Annotated in this window: 14 protein-coding genes; 7 read left to right on the forward strand and 7 right to left on the reverse strand. The window is 42.4% G+C overall.

Going from position 1 to position 18,156, the window contains the following annotated elements:
* Positions 1-100: 100 nt before the first annotated feature.
* From IIC38_03870 to IIC38_03900, 7 genes are all read left to right on the forward strand, one after another.
* Positions 101-1,477 carry a GAF domain-containing protein gene (locus tag IIC38_03870; protein MCH8125084.1) on the forward strand — a complete coding sequence of 459 codons (1,377 nt, stop codon included), beginning with the start codon at positions 101-103 and terminating at the stop codon, positions 1,475-1,477.
* 95 nt (positions 1,478-1,572) lie between these two features.
* Complete coding sequence (locus IIC38_03875; protein ID MCH8125085.1) at positions 1,573-2,166, forward strand: gluconate 2-dehydrogenase subunit 3 family protein; 594 nt, start codon at positions 1,573-1,575, stop codon at positions 2,164-2,166.
* Positions 2,150-3,805 carry a GMC family oxidoreductase gene (locus IIC38_03880; GenBank protein ID MCH8125086.1) on the forward strand — a complete coding sequence of 552 codons (1,656 nt, stop codon included), beginning with the start codon at positions 2,150-2,152 and terminating at the stop codon, positions 3,803-3,805. Before IIC38_03875 ends, IIC38_03880 begins: the two co-directional genes overlap by 17 nt.
* A gap of 220 nt (positions 3,806-4,025) precedes the next feature.
* Positions 4,026-4,487, forward strand: coding sequence for a RidA family protein (locus tag IIC38_03885; protein ID MCH8125087.1), 462 nt, complete (start codon positions 4,026-4,028; stop codon positions 4,485-4,487).
* A 93-nt stretch (positions 4,488-4,580) separates the two neighbouring features.
* Complete coding sequence (locus IIC38_03890) at positions 4,581-5,000, forward strand: cytochrome c (protein ID MCH8125088.1); 420 nt, start codon at positions 4,581-4,583, stop codon at positions 4,998-5,000.
* The gene (locus tag IIC38_03895; GenBank protein MCH8125089.1) at positions 4,997-6,964 is read left to right on the forward strand and encodes a PQQ-binding-like beta-propeller repeat protein; all 1,968 of its coding nucleotides are present in this window, start codon (positions 4,997-4,999) and stop codon (positions 6,962-6,964) included. Before IIC38_03890 ends, IIC38_03895 begins: the two co-directional genes overlap by 4 nt.
* Before the next feature lie 383 nt (positions 6,965-7,347).
* A complete protein-coding gene (locus IIC38_03900; protein MCH8125090.1) occupies positions 7,348-8,475 on the forward strand; it encodes a hypothetical protein in 1,128 nt (375 codons plus the stop codon).
* A 729-nt stretch (positions 8,476-9,204) separates the two neighbouring features.
* Here the strand turns inward: IIC38_03900 and IIC38_03905 are convergent.
* The 7 genes from IIC38_03905 to IIC38_03935 form a co-directional block, all read right to left on the reverse strand.
* A complete protein-coding gene (locus tag IIC38_03905; GenBank protein MCH8125091.1) occupies positions 9,205-11,646 on the reverse strand; it encodes a SpoIIE family protein phosphatase in 2,442 nt (813 codons plus the stop codon).
* A gap of 170 nt (positions 11,647-11,816) precedes the next feature.
* A complete protein-coding gene (locus IIC38_03910) occupies positions 11,817-13,316 on the reverse strand; it encodes an ABC transporter permease (protein MCH8125092.1) in 1,500 nt (499 codons plus the stop codon).
* Positions 13,301-13,954 carry an ATP-binding cassette domain-containing protein gene (locus tag IIC38_03915; GenBank protein MCH8125093.1) on the reverse strand — a complete coding sequence of 218 codons (654 nt, stop codon included), beginning with the start codon at positions 13,952-13,954 and terminating at the stop codon, positions 13,301-13,303. The genes IIC38_03910 and IIC38_03915 overlap by 16 nt, the downstream gene beginning before the upstream one ends.
* A gap of 100 nt (positions 13,955-14,054) precedes the next feature.
* The gene (locus IIC38_03920; protein MCH8125094.1) at positions 14,055-14,912 is read right to left on the reverse strand and encodes a putative selenate ABC transporter substrate-binding protein; all 858 of its coding nucleotides are present in this window, start codon (positions 14,910-14,912) and stop codon (positions 14,055-14,057) included.
* A 40-nt stretch (positions 14,913-14,952) separates the two neighbouring features.
* Positions 14,953-15,969: a hypothetical protein gene (locus IIC38_03925; protein ID MCH8125095.1), complete on the reverse strand. Its 1,017-nt coding sequence runs from the start codon at positions 15,967-15,969 to the stop codon at positions 14,953-14,955.
* Positions 15,970-16,033: 64 nt separating this feature from the next.
* Entirely contained in the window at positions 16,034-17,023 is a 990-nt protein-coding gene (gene selD / locus IIC38_03930; GenBank protein MCH8125096.1) for a selenide, water dikinase SelD, read from the reverse strand.
* A gap of 93 nt (positions 17,024-17,116) precedes the next feature.
* Positions 17,117-18,082: a TIGR04348 family glycosyltransferase gene (locus tag IIC38_03935; GenBank protein MCH8125097.1), complete on the reverse strand. Its 966-nt coding sequence runs from the start codon at positions 18,080-18,082 to the stop codon at positions 17,117-17,119.
* Between the last annotated feature and the right edge of the window lie 74 nt (positions 18,083-18,156).

Below are 18,156 nucleotides of genomic sequence, written 5' to 3' on the forward strand. Positions count from 1 at the left end.
CATTTACTTCCCAGTTGTGCAATATATTTGTCATAGCAGATTCTACTTTTTTTGCTTCACTTGAAGGAGTGTTCAATGCCACAGATTCCGATTTGTTGATATGGAAAACCAAAATAATATCTCATACACTCAGCTGCAGGCATTATACGAAATCAGCAAGAAAATCAATTCACAGATGTACTTAGATAAATTGCTTGATGAAATAATGGATTTAGCTGTTGAGCTGGTAAATGCTGAAAAAGGATTGATAATGTTACGAGATCCTCAATCGGGAAATCTTTCCATGAAAGTAGCCAGGGCTATAGACAAACAAACCATCCAGGACATTATCGCGATAAGCAAATCAATCGCTGACAAGGTAGCTAGCTCTGGCCAATCAATGCTTTTAAAAGCTGCCTCAGAAGAAGACGCAAAAGGAGTTAGTTTAAGTTTCTATCGTCTTAAACTTAGGTCTGTCATATGTGTGCCACTCAAAGTTAAAGATCAAATAATTGGGGTAATTTATCTTGACACCACAAAGTCAAACAATTATTTTAAGAATGAAGATATATTTTTTCTGGAGGCGTTTTCTAACTTAGCAGCAATCTCGATTGAAAATGCTAAAAATTACACCGAACTTCAGGATCTAAGTGCTAATCTGGAAAATTTGGTAGAAGAGCGTTCACAAGAGCTGAAAAAAAAACACGTTGAATTAAAAAAAACCTACGAAAATCTTCAAAAAGCACAGGTCAAATTGGTGCGCTCAGAAAAGATGGCATCGCTAGGAATGTTGGTTGCCGGTGTAGCACATGAAATTAATACACCACTGGGTTCAATATATAGCAACACAGATACTTTTCTTAGAACCATGAACAAGCTGGAGCAGAGTCTTACCGAATCTCTTGATGTTCCTAGTAATTTCGATTTATCTGAGTTTTTAAAGTCGATAGAACTGGCTAAAAAATTAACAGATGTAAACAAAGTCGCTACTGAAAGAATCATACAGGTTGTAAAAGGGTTGCGTAGTTTCGCACGGCTTGATGAGGAGGAATTCAAAACTATAGATATTCACGAAGGTTTGGAAAGCACTCTGGATTTAATTCGGCACCTTCAGCAGGATAAAATCGAAATCATCAAGGATTATGGAGAAATTCCTGAGCTTCGATGCAGGGTTAGACAGTTAAACCAAGTGTTTATGAGTCTTCTGGTAAATGCGTGCCAGGCTATTTCTGGAAAAGGAAAGATTCGTATCCAAACGTTTCTCAAAGGAGAAAGTATTGTTATACAAATCAGTGACTCCGGAGTTGGTATTTCACCTGAAAATCTAGAAAAAATATTTGATCCCGGGTTCACAACTAAAGGAGTTGGAATTGGTATAGGCTTAGGGCTTTCGATATCCTATGAAATAATTGAAGATCATAGTGGAACTATAGAAGTGATGAGCAAAATAGGAGAAGGAAGCACATTTACCATAAAATTACCCGTAAAATTCAACTAAATAAATTTTTCCCTTGACATTTACCTCCTAGTTGTGCAATATATTTGACATCGCGGATTCTACTTTTTTTTGCTTCACTGGAAGGAGTTTCATTTATGAGCCTCAAAAAACAATCAAGACGGGAATTTCTCAGCACTTCCGGCTCAATGATTGGCAGTTCCATGCTTGCACTGGAAATGTCGGCAATTCTTTCTGCAGCGAATTTCGCCTGCCAGGCCCATAAAGCAGGAGCAGGCTTCGAAGTATTGACAGAATTTGAAGCGAAAGAACTTGAGGCAATCGCTGCCCAGATATTTCCCACGGATGACACCCCGGGCGCCAAAGAAGCGGGTGTTATTTATTTCATCGATCGCGCTTTAAACACGTTCAGATCGGGTGATAAAAAAAGGGTTCGCAGCGGCTTGGCTCGATTCGAATCTAAAGTTCGGGAAAAACAGGGCGCTGATGATTTTTCCGCGCTTACTTCTGAGCAACAAATTGCAGCGCTGCAATCGATTGAAGAATCGGACTTCTTCGAAACTATTCGTTATTTGACCATCGCCGGACTTTTTTCGAATCCATCCTACGGCGGCAATCGCGATATGCTGGGTTGGAAGCATATCGGGTTTGACCACAAGCCGGTCTGGCAAGCGCCATTCGGTTATTATGATGAACAATATATGAAGGATCAAGATGGCAATGCAAGCTGAGCAGCCAAAATTTACGACTCGCACACCGGTGGATTTCGTCGTGATTGGTTCCGGTGCGGCTGGCGGCGTCATGGCAAAGGAGCTTTCTACTGCCGGGTTCGACGTCGTCGTATTGGAACAAGGGCCATACGTGACGCCGGACAAATTCATGCATGACGAAATCGGGAATTCCACCAAACGCGGACTCGGATTCACGGCTGATGGCGATCCACAGTCCTTCCGTGTTAGCGAAGATGAAAAAGCTGAAGAAAGACGAAATTTATATTATTTGCGAGTTGTTGGCGGAACAAGCATTCATTTTACCGCCAATTACTGGCGTTTTCATGAAGTGGATTTTATCGAACGGAGTTTGCTCGGCCCAATAGCGGGCACAGGATTCGCCGACTGGCCAATCACTTATGAAGAGCTTGAACCGTATTATACTAAAGTTGATTGGGAAGTTGGCGTGTCCGGGGCTGTAGGTCCGACAGATTCATTCCGTTCGAGATCCTACCCGATGCCGCCATTACCCGTGAAGTCCTCGGGTGTGTTATTTGAGAAGGGTGCAAAAAAAATGGGATGGCATGCTTTTCCGGCGCCCATGGCGATTTTATCGGAGCCGTTTAATGGCCGTCCTCCTTGCCAACACTGCGGCTTCTGTATGTCATTTGGCTGTGAATTCAGTGCGAAATCCTCCAGTCTTGCCGCCATGATTCCCGTGGCGGAAGCAAGTGGACATTGTGAAATCAGACCCGAGAGCACTGTGGCCCGATTAGAAACCGATGATTCGGGGCGCGTTAGGGATGTTGTTTATTTTGATCGAAATGGCACTGAACAGGCTCAGCGTGCGAAAGCCGTGGTGCTGTGTGCAAACGGGGCGGAAACCCCGCGTCTCTTGTTGATGTCGGAATCGAATCGCTTTCCTGATGGATTGGCAAACTCAAGCGGCAAGGTTGGTAAATATCTTATGGGCAACGGCCAGGTACATGTTTACGGATATTATGAACACCGGTTGAATGATTACAAGAGTGTCCAGGTCACACGTATCCTTCACGATTTTTATAATTCGGATCCATCACGTGGATTCTACGGCGGTGGCGGTATGGATGCTCGCTTCCAGTTTAACCCAGTTTCATTTGCACTGCGCGGATTGCCGCCGGATGCACCCCGTTGGGGTTCGGAATATAAGAAGATGGTAGGGGAATACTTCAATCGTGTAGTTGATGTGAACGGCCATACGACTGTGCTGCCCCAGGAGTCGAATAACATCTCCCTGGATCCGAATCTGAAAGACAAATATGGACGTCCTGGCATGCGAACAACTTATAAAGATCATCCCGATGATATGGCTGTTCAGGAGTTTTTCCGCGAGCGCTGTGAAGAACTGGTGGAAGCGTCGGGTGCGTTGCGTATGTGGAATCGGTCAATTAACACGACAACCGGACATGCTCACTTGCTTGGAACTTGCAGGATGGGCAATGATCCGGGCGAATCAGTAATCGACAAATTCCACAGAACCCACGACGTGCCCAATCTTTTTATCAGCGATGGCAGCAGCTTTGTTTCGTCAGGTCGCGGGCAACCAACCATGACGATCCAGGCGCTGGCGTTTCGGGCTGCCGACCACATTATTCAGTTTGCGAAAAAAGGTGAAATATAATTATGGTTGAAAAACATATAACCACAGAGACACAGAGACACAGAGACACAAAGTTAATAAGTAACAAAGTAACAAAGGCACAAAGTAACAAAGTAACAAAGTAACAAAGGTATAAAGGTATAAAGGTATAAAGAAATCTGTTATTTATGAAAAATTAGTAGAATGACAATTCGACCAAATAAATATTAATTTATAAATCCCAAAAACAAGGAGATCATCGATGGTTAAAAAATTGACATTTTTGGTTTTATCCCTGATCCTTATTGGATTTCAGCAACTGCAAGCTCAAGAGCACTCAGAACACGGCGTAGAATACATCAATCCGAGAAGCTCTTTTAGTGAGGTTGTGCGGGTTGGCAATATGCTTTATTTAACCGGTAAACTCGGTTTCAAAGATCGCCAATTGGCTCCTGGTGGCATCAAAGAAGAGACTCGCCAGACACTGGAGAATATCAAAGCTGTTTTGGAGAAAAATGGTTCATCGATGGATCATGTTGTAAAAGTAACGGTTTTTCTTGCAGACATTAAAGAATGGGCGGATATGAATGAAGTATACAAGACATTTTTTCCAAAAAATCGCCCGGCACGCAGTGCTGTGGGAGTAAGCGGTTTGGCGCGGGATGCCCGGGTGGAGATCGAGTGTATTGCCGTAGTTGCGCAAGAATCACATCATGAGAATTGATTTTAAATTTGTGACAAGTGAAAATTTGCCATTGACTAAATTCAGTAAATAACAATTTGCAATCATCAAACCTTGAACGGAGTCTATGGGTAGATGTGTAGAGAATCTAAGACTGCCATTATCATCTTGTTCATTACACTTTCTGTCCGGACTGGTTCGGCTCAGGAAAGTGATTCCACAATCGTTGCAATCTATACTGACGACCAGGCAGAGCGCGGCGCCCTGGTTTATGAAAAATCCTGCGGTATATGTCATCAGCCGGAACAATTCAAAGGTGCTGTTTTTATGGATGCCTGGGGTGGCCAACCAGTGGACGCTTTATACACTTTAATCCGAACAACCATGCCTTATGACAATCCCAGCAGGTTATCCAGGCGGCAATATGCAGAAATCCTGGCTTACATCTTTAAGCTGAATGGCATGCCTGCCGGAGAAACCAAGCTACCAAGCAACATTCGAAAATTAAAAAAAATCACAATTGAACCCTTACCCGAAAAGAGGAGCAAGCAATGAAAGCAAACACCAAAAAGTTCCGGATGAGTATCTTGATGATATTCAGTCTGATTCTGTTTTTGTTGGGTTTTACTATTCCCGGATTCGGGCAGAATGGAGATAAAAAAGGAGATTGGGCTTATTGGGGTAGCGACGCTGGCAGTAGCCGTTACTCTTCACTTGACCAGATCAATGGCGAAAATGCGGAAGACCTTGAAGTTGCCTGGCGCTGGAATTCAGCTAATTTCGGCCCGCAACCGGAATATTATTATCGTACCACGCCCATTGCTATCGATGGAATATTATATGCGGTAGCCGGTGAACGAAGGGCTGTTGTGGCCATCGATGGTGCTACCGGCGAGACAATCTGGATTTGGCGCATGAAACAAACCCCTCGCTGGGAGGTGTCGCCGCGGCGATTCTCCGGCCGTGGTGTAGCCTATGCTGAGGTGGAGGGAGAGGGTCGTATATTTGTTATCACTCCGGGATTTTTCCTGGCTTCACTCGATGCCAGGACCGGTCGTCCCGACAAAGGATTTGGCAAAAATGGTATCGTAGATCTCATGGTCGGACTTGGCTATGATGTGGATCCTGAAACCGGCATCGATCCGAAATATGGATTGATCACAGCGGGTTCTCCTCCCATTGTAGTGAATGGTGTTATTGTGGTTAATAACGCACATGGACGTGGTTATTATCCGAGCCAAAAAGAAAATATTCCCGGCCATATTCGCGGTTACGATGTGCAAACCGGCAAACAAAAATGGATCTTTCATGTAATCCCAAAACCAGGTGAATTTGGCCACGATACCTGGGAGGGTGATTCCTGGACTTACACCGGCAATGTTTCATCCTGGCCGCCGCTCTCTGCCGATCCTGAATTAGGAATGGTTTATATTCCAACAGATACGCCCACAGGAGATTATTACGGCGGTCACCGCCACGGTGACAATCTCTATGGCACAAGTGTTATTGCCCTGGATGTAGCGACTGGTAAGCGCGTGTGGCATCAACAGCTGGTTAAACATGATATCTGGAATTATGACAATCCTACAGCGCCAAACCTGGTGGACATCACAGTCGATGGTCGACGCATCAAAGCGATTGTACAAGCGACCAAGCAAGGATGGGCTTATGTCTTTGACCGTGAAACAGGTGAGCCGGTTTGGCCGATGGAAGAACGAAAAGTTGCAAAATCCGATGTGCCGGGTGAGAAAACATCATCGACTCAACGATTCCCGACCTGGCCGAAACCATATGAACTGCAAGGGATCACCATCGATGATCTAATCGATTTCACACCGGAACTCCGGGCTGAAGCGATAGAAATAGTCTCCAAACATCGAATGGGTCCGATTTTCACTCCGCCATCCCTGGCCAAAGATGCAAGCGGAACCCTGGGAACTTTGGTCGTACCAGGTGCAAATGGTGGAACGAACATTTCCGGTGGAGCAGTGGTAGATCCGGAAACAGGCATTCTTTACGTAGCAACAGTTAGAGGCCACAGCAATATTTCCATGGTGCACGATCCCAAGAAATCGAATATGAGATATATTTCTCTTGGTCCTGGCGGAATTCGCGGACCTAGAGGATTGCCGCTTCTAAAACCACCCTACGGACGCATAGTTGCCATAGACTTGAATACGGGTGAACACATTTGGGAAATTACAAATGGCGATACGCCGGCTGCGGTGAAAAACCATAAGGCTTTACAGGGAATCAAAATTCCCAGAACAGGCAAGAACCGGCATGCAAATGTTTTAGTGACTAAAACAGCGCTATTTGCTGGTGAAGGACGCGGAGGAGATCCATGGTTTCGGGTGATTAATAAAAAGACCGGTAAAATTCTAACTGAGATCGAGCTGCCCGCAAGTACAAATGCAGCCCCAATGACCTACATGGCAAATGGCAAGCAGTACATTGTTGTGGCTATAGCCGGTCCTGATTTTCCAGCTGAACTTTTTGCCCTGGCACTGGTTGAGTAGCAATTGCTGGTTATTTTTGGAAGCAAGGTTGAAAGAATAATAAGGAAATAAGTGACGTAATTTTCAAAGACCAAATTACAAAAGCTCAAATAAATAACAATGAACAATCCTATAAATCCAAACAAAATTTATCAAAATGAAGTCAACGTCTTACTTTAAATGGAATTTAGAAAAGCACTAAAAATAAAGTTTGGTTATTAGTCTTTTGAATTTGGAATTTATTTGTGATTTGTTTTTTGAGTTTTTGGGATTTGCTAGCACACACTTCAAAAAAGCAATACCCCTTTCTGCCTTATAATGGGATTGCTATTTGGAAATTGGAATTTGATCATTATTTGTGACTTGATGCTTGTATTTTGTAATTTAAACAAATGGAGTACATTATGAAAAAATATGGAATTATCATTGTCAGCTTCATTATTATTTGTACAATAGCCACAACTGCTTGTGAACAAGGGAGTTCGGGTGATGCTTATGTTTCGCAAAAACCTACGGCATTTGTGGTCGATCCATTCTGGCCCAAGCCCTTGCCGAACAATTGGATTCTAGGCCAGGTATCCGGTGTCGCAGTCGATGCAAAGGATCATGTTTGGATTGTGCACCGGCCATTAACCATTTCAACACAGGAAGGCGGCGCTGCCCAGGATCCACCAATTTCAGAATGTTGTGTACCCGCTCCATCGGTAATCGAATTCGATCCGGAAGGAAATCTTGTTCAAGCATGGGGAGGACCGGATTCGGGCCAGCAGTGGCCAGCGAGTGAACATGGTATCTTCGTTGACCACCAGGGAAATGTATGGATTGGCAGCAATGGTCGCAATGACCAGGTTGTCCTCAAGTTTTCTCCGGATGGGAAAAAGCTGCTTCAACTTGGTACCTGGGATGAATCGAAAGGCAGCAACGACACAGAATATCTTGGCCGAACCGCTGATATTGCCGTGGACCCCAAGACGAACGAAGTTTACCTAGCGGATGGCTATGGAAATCGGCGGATCATCGTGTTTGATGCGGAAACCGGCAAATATAAACGGCACTGGGGCGCTTATGGTGAAATACCCAATGATGATGAATTACCTGCATACGATTCTGCTACAGATCCGATAAAATCGTTCCGCAGTCCCATGCATGCAGTCCGTTTATCGAATGACGGTCTCGTTTATACGGCTGATCGGGTGAATAACCGAATTCAAGTATTTAACCAGGATGGGACTTTTGTGAAGGAGGGTTTTATTGCCACCCAAACATTGTCCATGGGATCGGTGTGGGACATTGAATTGTCCAGGGATGAAGCCCAGACATACATGTATATTCCGGATGGAACGAATAATAAGGTTTGGATTTTGAATCGGGAGAGTCTTGAAGTCGTTGCATCTTTCGGCCGGGGTGGACGAAATGCGGGACAGTTCGGCTGGGTTCATAATGCGGCGATGGACTCGAAAGGGAATCTCTATACTACCGAGGTTGAGACTGGTAAAAGAGTGCAGAAATTCAGGCCTGTTGCCGGCTCTTAGTTGATAAATTATTTACAACCAAGAAGGACACAAAGAACACGAAAGCATTTGGTATCTTTTTATGCATATCTCCTGGTGGCATCCAATGACAGCAATAGCTGTTAATGATCATAAACCAATTGTATAGACAAGGAAGATGTTTTTAGCGAAATAGATTAGTGCTTAAAAGAGAGTAGATTACTTCACTTTCATCACCACAAAGGTCACATCTTCTTGCTGAACACGCCTATTCGCCCAGGCCTCTCCTGCTTTTTTCAGACGTTCTATTATTTCTTCAGGGCAGCAATGGAGAGTTGGAGCTGCCGAGCATCTTCGAGTTCTGTCGTTCCCACAATGTTGGTGTTTGGTTTGGATATGACCCAAGGCCCAACTTTGATTTTCTCAACGCTGCCTGAATTGTTCAACGTGATGCAGCAGGCCGACTTCTCGGAAGCGTTTTTTTGCTTTCCCTCATAGTTAACCATGTTCTAAAAACAGAACATTGGGAAGACGGTCACTTCTCTTTAATGCCTTTAAAAGAATCCTGAAAGACGTGAGTAACATCGCTGTTTTTTCCTCGCACAAAGGTTAAGGTTGACCAGCACCTGCGGCAGATAAACATCAACTTATCTATATTTTTTCACTATCAATACCCCCGCTGCTATCCTAGTCCGCGTAGGTGTTTTTCATCGCAATAGATGAATGGAATCATCTTGCTATTAGGTGTTCAATACAACTTTTCGAAAGTTATTATTTGATTTTCATCACCACAAAGGTCACATCATCTTCTTGCGCTCTGCCGTTCGCCCATTTTTTACCTGCATCGACTAAATGATCAATGACTCTTTCCGGGGGCTCCTGCGCTATTTCTTCAAACAACTGTTTCGTTTGTTCTTCTCCTAACATCTCATCCTTTTTATTGAACATCTCGGGGTAGCCGTCACTCATAAATAGAATTGAATCACCTGTGTTTAAATTGAATTTTTTCTCCTGGTATGGGAAGTCTACGAAACTTCCCAGGGGCATTCCTTTAAGGACAATCTCCTCCACATTGCCATTCGCAGCACGATACCACAGGGCAAACGGCATCCCTGCAGCAGCAATTTGCATTTGATGGTCTTTGAATTTTGCAATTGTTAATGACATTAGCATTTTCTGAAGACCCATTCCTTTTAGAGCCTTCGTGCCTTTTTTTAGAATCTGGGCAGGCTCCGGCTCATCAGCGACAGTATTAAACATGCTTTTGGTTGCAGACACCATGGTACCTGCTTGCAGGCCATGCCCCGTGGCGTCACCTATCGCTGTGGTTAGTGTGCCGTCATCATGCAATTTAAAATCATAATAATCGCCGCCAACTTCGGTTGCGGTTTGCATGTAAACAGCAATATCGAGGTTAGGAAGCGAGGGTATGGTTTTCGGCAACATGGAGAGTTGGAGTTTACGAGCTTCTTCTAGCTCCTTGGTTTTACGGGTGTTTTCATCATTGGTCTGTGCGAAATTCCGAGCCAGGTATATAGACATGAATATTAAAAGGCCAAAAATCCCAGTGAATAATAGTTCATCCGTAAAACTATTCGATCCGCCAAGTGCTAAAACCGCCATTATATATCCCAATGACAAGATAAAAATGAGAAACCCTAAGCCAAGAATCCAAATTCCCGGGCGTTTTTTAAGCATCGCTATGACGATTACTCGAATCATTTCTGTAAATCCAATTAAGATAAATATGAAAAGATAAACAGGGATTTCAAATGGCGGGTATACCCAATAATAAACTGCTACGCCTAAACCAGCAGCGAGTAAAATAAAAAATTGTTTTGGTAATTTTGTATAAAATAAAGAGTACAGGCAGCGGACACCAAACACTGCCATTACGTTTAGTCCGAGACCTAACATTCTAGTAGAAAAACCTGTTTGTTGCAAGCTTGTAAAAAAATTTGTTTGAACATAAAAGAATGCCATGATTGCGATACCCCCTGTAAAGATTGAAAAGTAAAGATTTTCTTTAAATCGTGGATAAAACAAAAATAGCATCAAAAACTGAAGAGCAAGAAAAGCAGGCGCAATACTCCAAATCATTTGAAAAATAGTTGCTTTTCGAACATAATCTGTGCGGGTTTCAACGGATTGATTTAAATTTCCAATATTCAGCCGGAAGCCTATTGGCAGATCCCATTTTTTGAAATGTTCTGCGGAATAGTTGGAATAGCGTACCGCAAGCAGATGATTCGCTCCAGGTCCAAATGAAATCACTTTCGGGTTTTGCTCCATGTAGGTTTTTTCTTCGGTTTCTGTTGTTGCAACTGTGCCAAATTGATAGATCATTTTTCCATCGAGGAAAATCTCAGATGCTCCTGCCTGAAACGCTACTGTAAGAGCCAGCGGAGTGTTCCAGAGCGTAGAATCAACTTCCAGGTGCATCCTGAACCAACCGATGCCGTCCCATCCGCTTTCTGGAAGCCTGTTTTGGCTTAGCCAGGTATCGAATGTTTCCCAAGAACGATCATCAAAATCCGGATCAGACCATGCAAGGCTATCACCGGGATGATATTTCCAATGTCTCCACAGCGAAATATTATATTCTATACCGCCTGCCCAAATCATTATTTTTGGCAGAACGGCAGTACTATCAGATTTTTCAGGAATGTCTCGTAAAGCGAAACCCCAAGGACCGGATTTCTGGGTAATTTTAAGAAGGCAAGTATTATCTCCGGCCTCTAACCTTGTATCGAAAACGTCTTCACTATTGCTCAAAGCTTTTGCTGTTAAAGAGCTAAATACTTGTTGGTTATTTATCCATATAACGGCGCCATCGTCATGTTTAAACTCAAATGATACTTCACCCGGGACCTCTTTATTTAGAATACAGAAGGCATAAATTGTGGCATTGTGATGAGTTCCAAAAGCATCGCTTAGATCGACAATACTGCTCCCTTTTGTGCGGTAACTTTTCCATGTTAATATATCGCCTTGTTGTGTGAGTACAGTGTCTCCTTTCTGGGGATGGTAGTTTATTCCCTTGATTGAGTTTGCCAAAAAATCAGTTTCAAGATCACCTGGGAAAAACGGGCCCAACAGAAGCCATTCTCTAATGAATTCTCCATCAACTTGATGGATTTGGCTATTTCCATTCGAATTGTAAACTATTATTACTAAAATTAGCAGGCAGATAAAGATAGTTTTTCGTGGCATACATGGCTCCACACAGGATTTGAAATTATTATTAAAGCTTTGAAAATGAGCTTTCCCGATAACCAAATGAAAGTAATGAATCAGGGGTAAACTTTACAATTTAAATGGATTTTACAATTAGAATAAAATAAAGTCAAGGGATTTCTTGGATAGCAATAAAAAATTTATTGCTAATAAGAAGTTTCCAACTTCGCAGATATTTTCAACCGCTTGCGTACCAGTTGCGATATTGTATCAATGCCTATATTTAAAACGGCTGTGATTAGAATTAATAGAATCGCTTTGTCCATTTTGTCATCGGCGATTGCGCTATCGATTAGAAATCCTAACGTGAAAATACCCAGGATACCCAAAATAGCCGATTCCCGCATCATCACCTCCCAACGATAGAATAGAAAGGCGAGAAACTGGCCATAAACCCGGGGAAGTATTTCATATGTATAGCGGTTCATTCTTTTTTTGGATGCATCGATGCGTAATTTGACCCGGTCTGCAGTTTTAACCATTAAGTGAGATAAAATTCCACCGTTGTGGAAAGTAATTGCTAAAATCGCAGGTAACATGGACGGTCCCATCAATTGCACCAAAACATAGGCCATGATGTATTCCGGTGTAGTTCTAATAATAATCAAAAGATACCGTACGATTCTACAAATTGCAGGCATACAAAAATGCTGGGAGCCGATGGGAAATCCAATTAGCGTAAACAAGCCGGTACCTACCAGAACAATTTGAGTGAGTATTACTGTGTGCCAAATTCCGGGAATTGCTTCACTTTTTAAAATATCCCATGTCCACTGCCAGATCTGTTGAATGGGAAATGCAATCGCATAACTACCGTCTAAAAAACCCTCCCTTCTCATGGGCCATGGCAAAATATCATAGGTGAAAAAGCGTGTAACATTGTCCCAGGAGAATGATGTCTCAGTAGATATCAATAAGAACGCTGCGATCACGTAAATTGGCACCAACCTTGCTTTCAACCAGTATTTCAGCGAGGCGATTAAAAGGTAGAAAATGATCAATATTGCAGCAGCTTCGGAATACAGGCTTTCTCGAAAGGCGGTCTCCAAATGGAATCCTAATGTGGGCAATCCAATAAATCCCAACACCGCGCTGGAGCGCAAGGCGCACTCAAATCGATAAGAAGTGTAGTGTTTTACATCTTCAATAATAACCGGGAAAATACCGTAAAAGAATTTTCCAAGTGGTCCGGTGTGTGTTGGTAATGCCTTCAATGGCTTTTGATCTGCTTCCTGGAGTATTTCGGAGTAGACCTTAGCAAAAATTCCGGTGTAAGGAATGGCAATAGCCAATACCCCACAAACCGGATTCAATCCAACGATCGGGAGTAAAATGAATGCCCAAAAAATTTCATGGATGGCACGAATAAAGGCACAAAATAGTCGAACGATATGGTATTTAAAGAAGAAAGCCAGGAAAGTGCCGAACAGGACGCTAAGAGATATCCCGCAAAGTGCAAATATCAATGTGTTCAGGAAAGCAGTGCGAAATTCGTAAAGAACCCAAAAATCGGGTGTGATTATTCCTGATAATAACCTTTGAATTTCTCCCCACGGATCTAAGGTTGAAATTTCTATATCAGATAATAAAAGACATAAGAAGCCCACCCCCAAAAAATATAGACTGGTTCTTAGCAAGGATGAAATAGTTTTTCGAGAAGTGAATCGTTGATATCTTTACGTGGCAGATCAAAAAGTACTTTACCCAATCGGAGCCCTATAATCCGACTAAAATATTGCAGAGCCAATTCAACAGAATGCAGTGAAAGAACAACCGTTTTCGTGGCTTCGGTAAGAATGCCCACAATAGTACCAGCCTGGTGTGGATCGATAGAAGAAACAGGTTCATCGCCAAGCAAAACATCCCCTCCCCTGAATAACGCCCGTGCCACCGCTACTCTTTGCTGCTGACCTCCTGATAGTGCCCCTACTTTATTGAACTTTTTTTCTTCCAATTGTAATCGTTTTAAAACCAGGTTTATTTGCTCCAATTCATTTTTCTGTGGTTTAATAAGATTGAGCAAGTTATAAGCTGTGGTATATCGATCCAAACGACCTGCATAGACATTATTAAATACCGAAAGCTGTGGAACCAGTGCGTAATCCTGGTGAATGAAAGCTGCATTTTCACGTTTAAGTTCATATAAAGTCCGAAGTAATGTTGTTTTACCAGCGCCACTGGGACCGATCAAAGCCACCTTTTCTCCCTCATTGATTTCAAGCGAGATGTTATGAAGCGCCTTGGTGTCTTCGTATTTGATTGAGACGTTTTTTAGTTTGAACATTTCCGAATCTAATTATTGTTATGGATGATTCATAAAAGATTTTTTGACAGGATTAACGGGATAAACCATGATATGAATTCTCCTGACTGTTTAAAAAATATCAATTGTCAATTAAACCTATTTTGATTCCTGTTTCGAGAATGGAATTGTACATTGAATTATCTGCTGAGATAAACCGCTTACGAGGAAACGAATCCAATAGTTCGCGATCACTCATGTTAAGTAAAGCGTCTTTTACTTTTTGGATAAATCCTTCCCCGAATGTTTTTTCCAAATCCGGCCGGATGGACCAATTGTAATCCGGGTAGGTTGGAGTTTTCCAGATGATTGTCACTTTGTTTGTATCAATCTTTCCAGCCATTAATTCATTTTCCCAAACTTTGTAATTCAATACACCGATCTCGTAACTGCCGGATTGCACTAAAGCGATGGTTTTGGAATGATCGCCGCTAAAACCCACTCTTTTGAAAATATCTCCAGGGGCTTTTTCAAAATGATCGCGAATGAAATACTCCGGCATCAAGCGTCCGGAGGTGGATCCTTTAGATCCAAAAGTAAAGGTCTTGCCCTTGATGCTTGCTGGGAAATCTGTTTTCTCTTTGATTCCTGTTTTGGCATTGGCAATAAAATAGGAATAAAACTGTACGTCTTCTTCTCCCTGCGCAATGGCTTGCGCGCCTCGGATAGCCCTGCGCGCTCTTACTCCGGAGAGCCCACCAAACCAGGCCAATTGGACCTCGTTATTTTTAAACGCAGCAACGGATGCAGCATATGACTTTACAGGAATATATTTCACTTCCACATTTAGAACTTTTGAGAGGTATACAGCTACTTTGTTGAATCGCTGCTGCAATCGATGTGTGTTTTCATCAGGAATTGCTGTAAAACGAAAAGTCTGCGGGAGAACCGAACTTGCTGATATCAAATAGAAAACAGCAATTAAAATAAATTTATTCATCCACTTACTCACATGAATAGTAATTCAAGCCAGGCATTATCTACCAGGTATAATAAAAAGTCAAACGTGGGATAAAGTCGGTTGAAGGGGCTTCACCTTCATCCACGTCATAGTTTACTAGTTCAAAATTAGGCATAATATGGACATTCTCTTCTACTGAAAAATCAAGACCAGCTATAATAAGCTTCGATTTTGCCTGGTCGGAAAAAGGAAGATAAGAAAGACTTTCGCCAGAAGGGTTAGGATCAAAGCCTCTATCTACTCTAGCAAAACCCCATACTTTCTCTCCAAGCTTTGCAGCTGTAAAAACAGAACCCCATCTTATTTTTTGACTGTCAAGGCCATCCCCCTGTTTGCGTGTTTGATGTAAAAATTGGGCTCCGATTCTAAATGTAGATGTTTTATAGGCGATGAATCCTTGCTTTGTATACCGATCCTTCCCATCCGGCATGCCATTCCAGTCACTATATCCCTCGACAAACAAGTTCTTGACAAGTTCGATAGCAAACGCCAACATGATTTTTTTCTCTTTATTGGTTTCAGAACTTGTACCATTTCCGTTAGCGAGCATAGCATGGTATTGAAACCGTTTATTCTGATCCAGGCTGCCTTTGAAGGCGATGCCAGTGTCCCTTGAAGATCCAAATTTATGTAAATCGGCAAGCGTTTTCTCAACCGAGCGATATCCCCATACGCTTTCTAAGAAAGCAAAAGTTGGCGATGTTGAAATTCCAACATAAATATCGTGTTGACCCAGGTTCCATTTAAGATATGCATCTTTCACAAAAGGATTCAATTTTGATTTAGTAGAAAAGTCACCTGGGCTATTCATTTCAAAGCGTAACCGAGTTGAGAAAGCATCACTCAATTGATTATCGTAAGTAAAGTAAATACGTCGAAACCAGAATCCATTTTGATTCTCATAATTTGAATTGTGGTTTGCGGCTACCCAATACGCATCTGCGTAAACCAATCCGGAAAATTTGTGATTCTGAGCGAATAATGAGCTTGTTCCCAGCAATAATAACAATATAGCAGGTATAAATTTTCGCGTCACTTTTTTTCTATTTCTGTCTAGGATTTTAATGTTGTCTAACTCTTGTTGATTGTTCTGAAGACACTTAATAAAAAATTAGATTCGTTGAATTTTGTAAATCGGTTACAGTTCCAATCGTTTTTGCTTGCTTGACGCCGGCATTATGTAATTCATGCAACAAGCCTTCACCCTGCGCCTTGGGAACTGCTACCAAAAGCCCACCGCTTGTCTGCGGATCAAATACGATCTCCTCATGCCAGCCTGGAAGATCTCTCTGAAAACGAATATGATCGCCAACCATTTGACGGTTATAAAGGTTAACGCCGGTGCTCATCCCTTTTTCATACATTGCCAATGCTTCATTCATCACGGGGATTTGATCCATGGAGATTTTCAGGGTAACGTTAGAGCCGTCTGCCATTTCAAAACAATGGCCAGCCAGCCCGAAGCCGGTAATGTCTGTCGCTGCGTGGATTTCGAAATTAGCCATAACTTCTGCCGGTGCTTTGTTTAAGGTCGTTATAATTTCAATACATTCGTTCAAGGCATCTGTGGACACCCAGTTTTTTAGATTTGCGTTGAAAATGACCCCGCTGCCAATTGGCTTTGTCAATATCAACACATCTCCCGGTTTCGCGCCAACATTTCTCCATATTTTTTTAGGATGAACGATCCCTGTTACAGATAATCCAAATTTCGGTTCTTCATCTTCAGTAGTATGGCCGCCGGCTAATACTGCTCCTGCTTCTGAGATTTTACTCAGGGCGCCTGCCACAATCCCGTGAAGTACTTCCGGTTCTAATTTATTCGATGGAAAACCCACCAGGTTCAAACAGGTTATGGGCCGGCCTCCCATTGCGTACACATCACTCAAAGAATTGGCAGCCGCTATTTGACCGTACAGGAATGGATCATCCACCGGGGGAGTAATAAAATCTGCAGTAGTGACTAGTGCTGTATCATCGTTTAATCGATAGACGCCGGCATCATCACTGGTTTCAAACCCAACCAATAGATTTGGATCCTGATCTTTTGAAAATTTTTGCAACAACTCACCCAACCCGACCGGGCTGATTTTAGCCGCTCAACCGCAGGTTTTTGCCAGGCTGGTCAGAGTATGTTTTTGTATTGCATCACTTGACATCTATTTGTCTCCTGATTGATAAAATCAATTCTGGTTTTCTGAGTTCCATTCTTTTAACAATTTTTTTAATGATAATTTTTCAACTGACGGATCAAATTTATCGGCCAATAAATTGATTTTTTGTTTGAGAGCCGCCATAAATTGAGGATCCGTTTCCGTTTTATAGAGGAGTTTTGAAAGAGCTGAAGTATCGCCAACTTCGAAAAAGCCGGGATAATCTTCACCCAATAATCCAAGGGTAGCTGATATTCGTGAAGCCAATATCGGAACACCGGCCACAACCGCTTCCGAAAGGACGCTGGGTCCACCTTCCATTAAAGAAGATAATACTACAACCCGGCTTCTTGCTAAAATAATGAGTGTTTGCCACCGGGGTTTTTTGCCGAGCCAAAAATAGCGACTATTATTTGCCATTTCTTGCAATGCAATACTTCTCATTTCAGGTTCCAGAACATCGCCAACATGAAGTACTCGAATTTGTGATTCATCAGGAAGATTTCGAACGGCATAAGCTGTAATGAAAGGATCCTTTACTTTGCGGAGGTGGCCAATCACGCTAACGTCAAATGTTCTTTTTCGTTTTTGGATATTTCCATTGAGCTTTTCAGCAGATTGAACAATGACTCGAACTTTGCGGTGAAATTCAACGGGTAATTCCCGGATACCAAGAGGCTGTAACAATATTAGGCGGTCAGCATATTCCAAAGATTTCCTAACATTAGGGTTTGTGTGAATATCTTTGTGAATGTCTGTCCCAGTCAATAGGACCACAATTGGTTTGCCTGGACAATTTTTGTGGAACTCCTCAATTGCCGGAAAGGTGTGACTTGCATGAAGAGCGATCATTAAATCGCAATTGTTTTTGCGAAAGTTTTGTGAAATAGTCACTTTATGCCCTAATTGTCTCAAATATCGTGTCCACCTTTGAGCGGTAATGCGGTTTCCTTTCAGAGAATTTTTAGGGGTATGTGTAATGACTTCTATTTGCATTGTCTTTTGGACAGTAAAAACAAGAATTTGTTTATTTATTAATTTTTTAACTTATTTTGAAACTTACTACGGCA

The sequence above is a fragment of the candidate division KSB1 bacterium genome (genome assembly GCA_022566355.1).
In the GTDB taxonomy this organism is placed as follows: domain Bacteria; phylum Zhuqueibacterota; class JdFR-76; order JdFR-76; family DREG01; genus JADFJB01.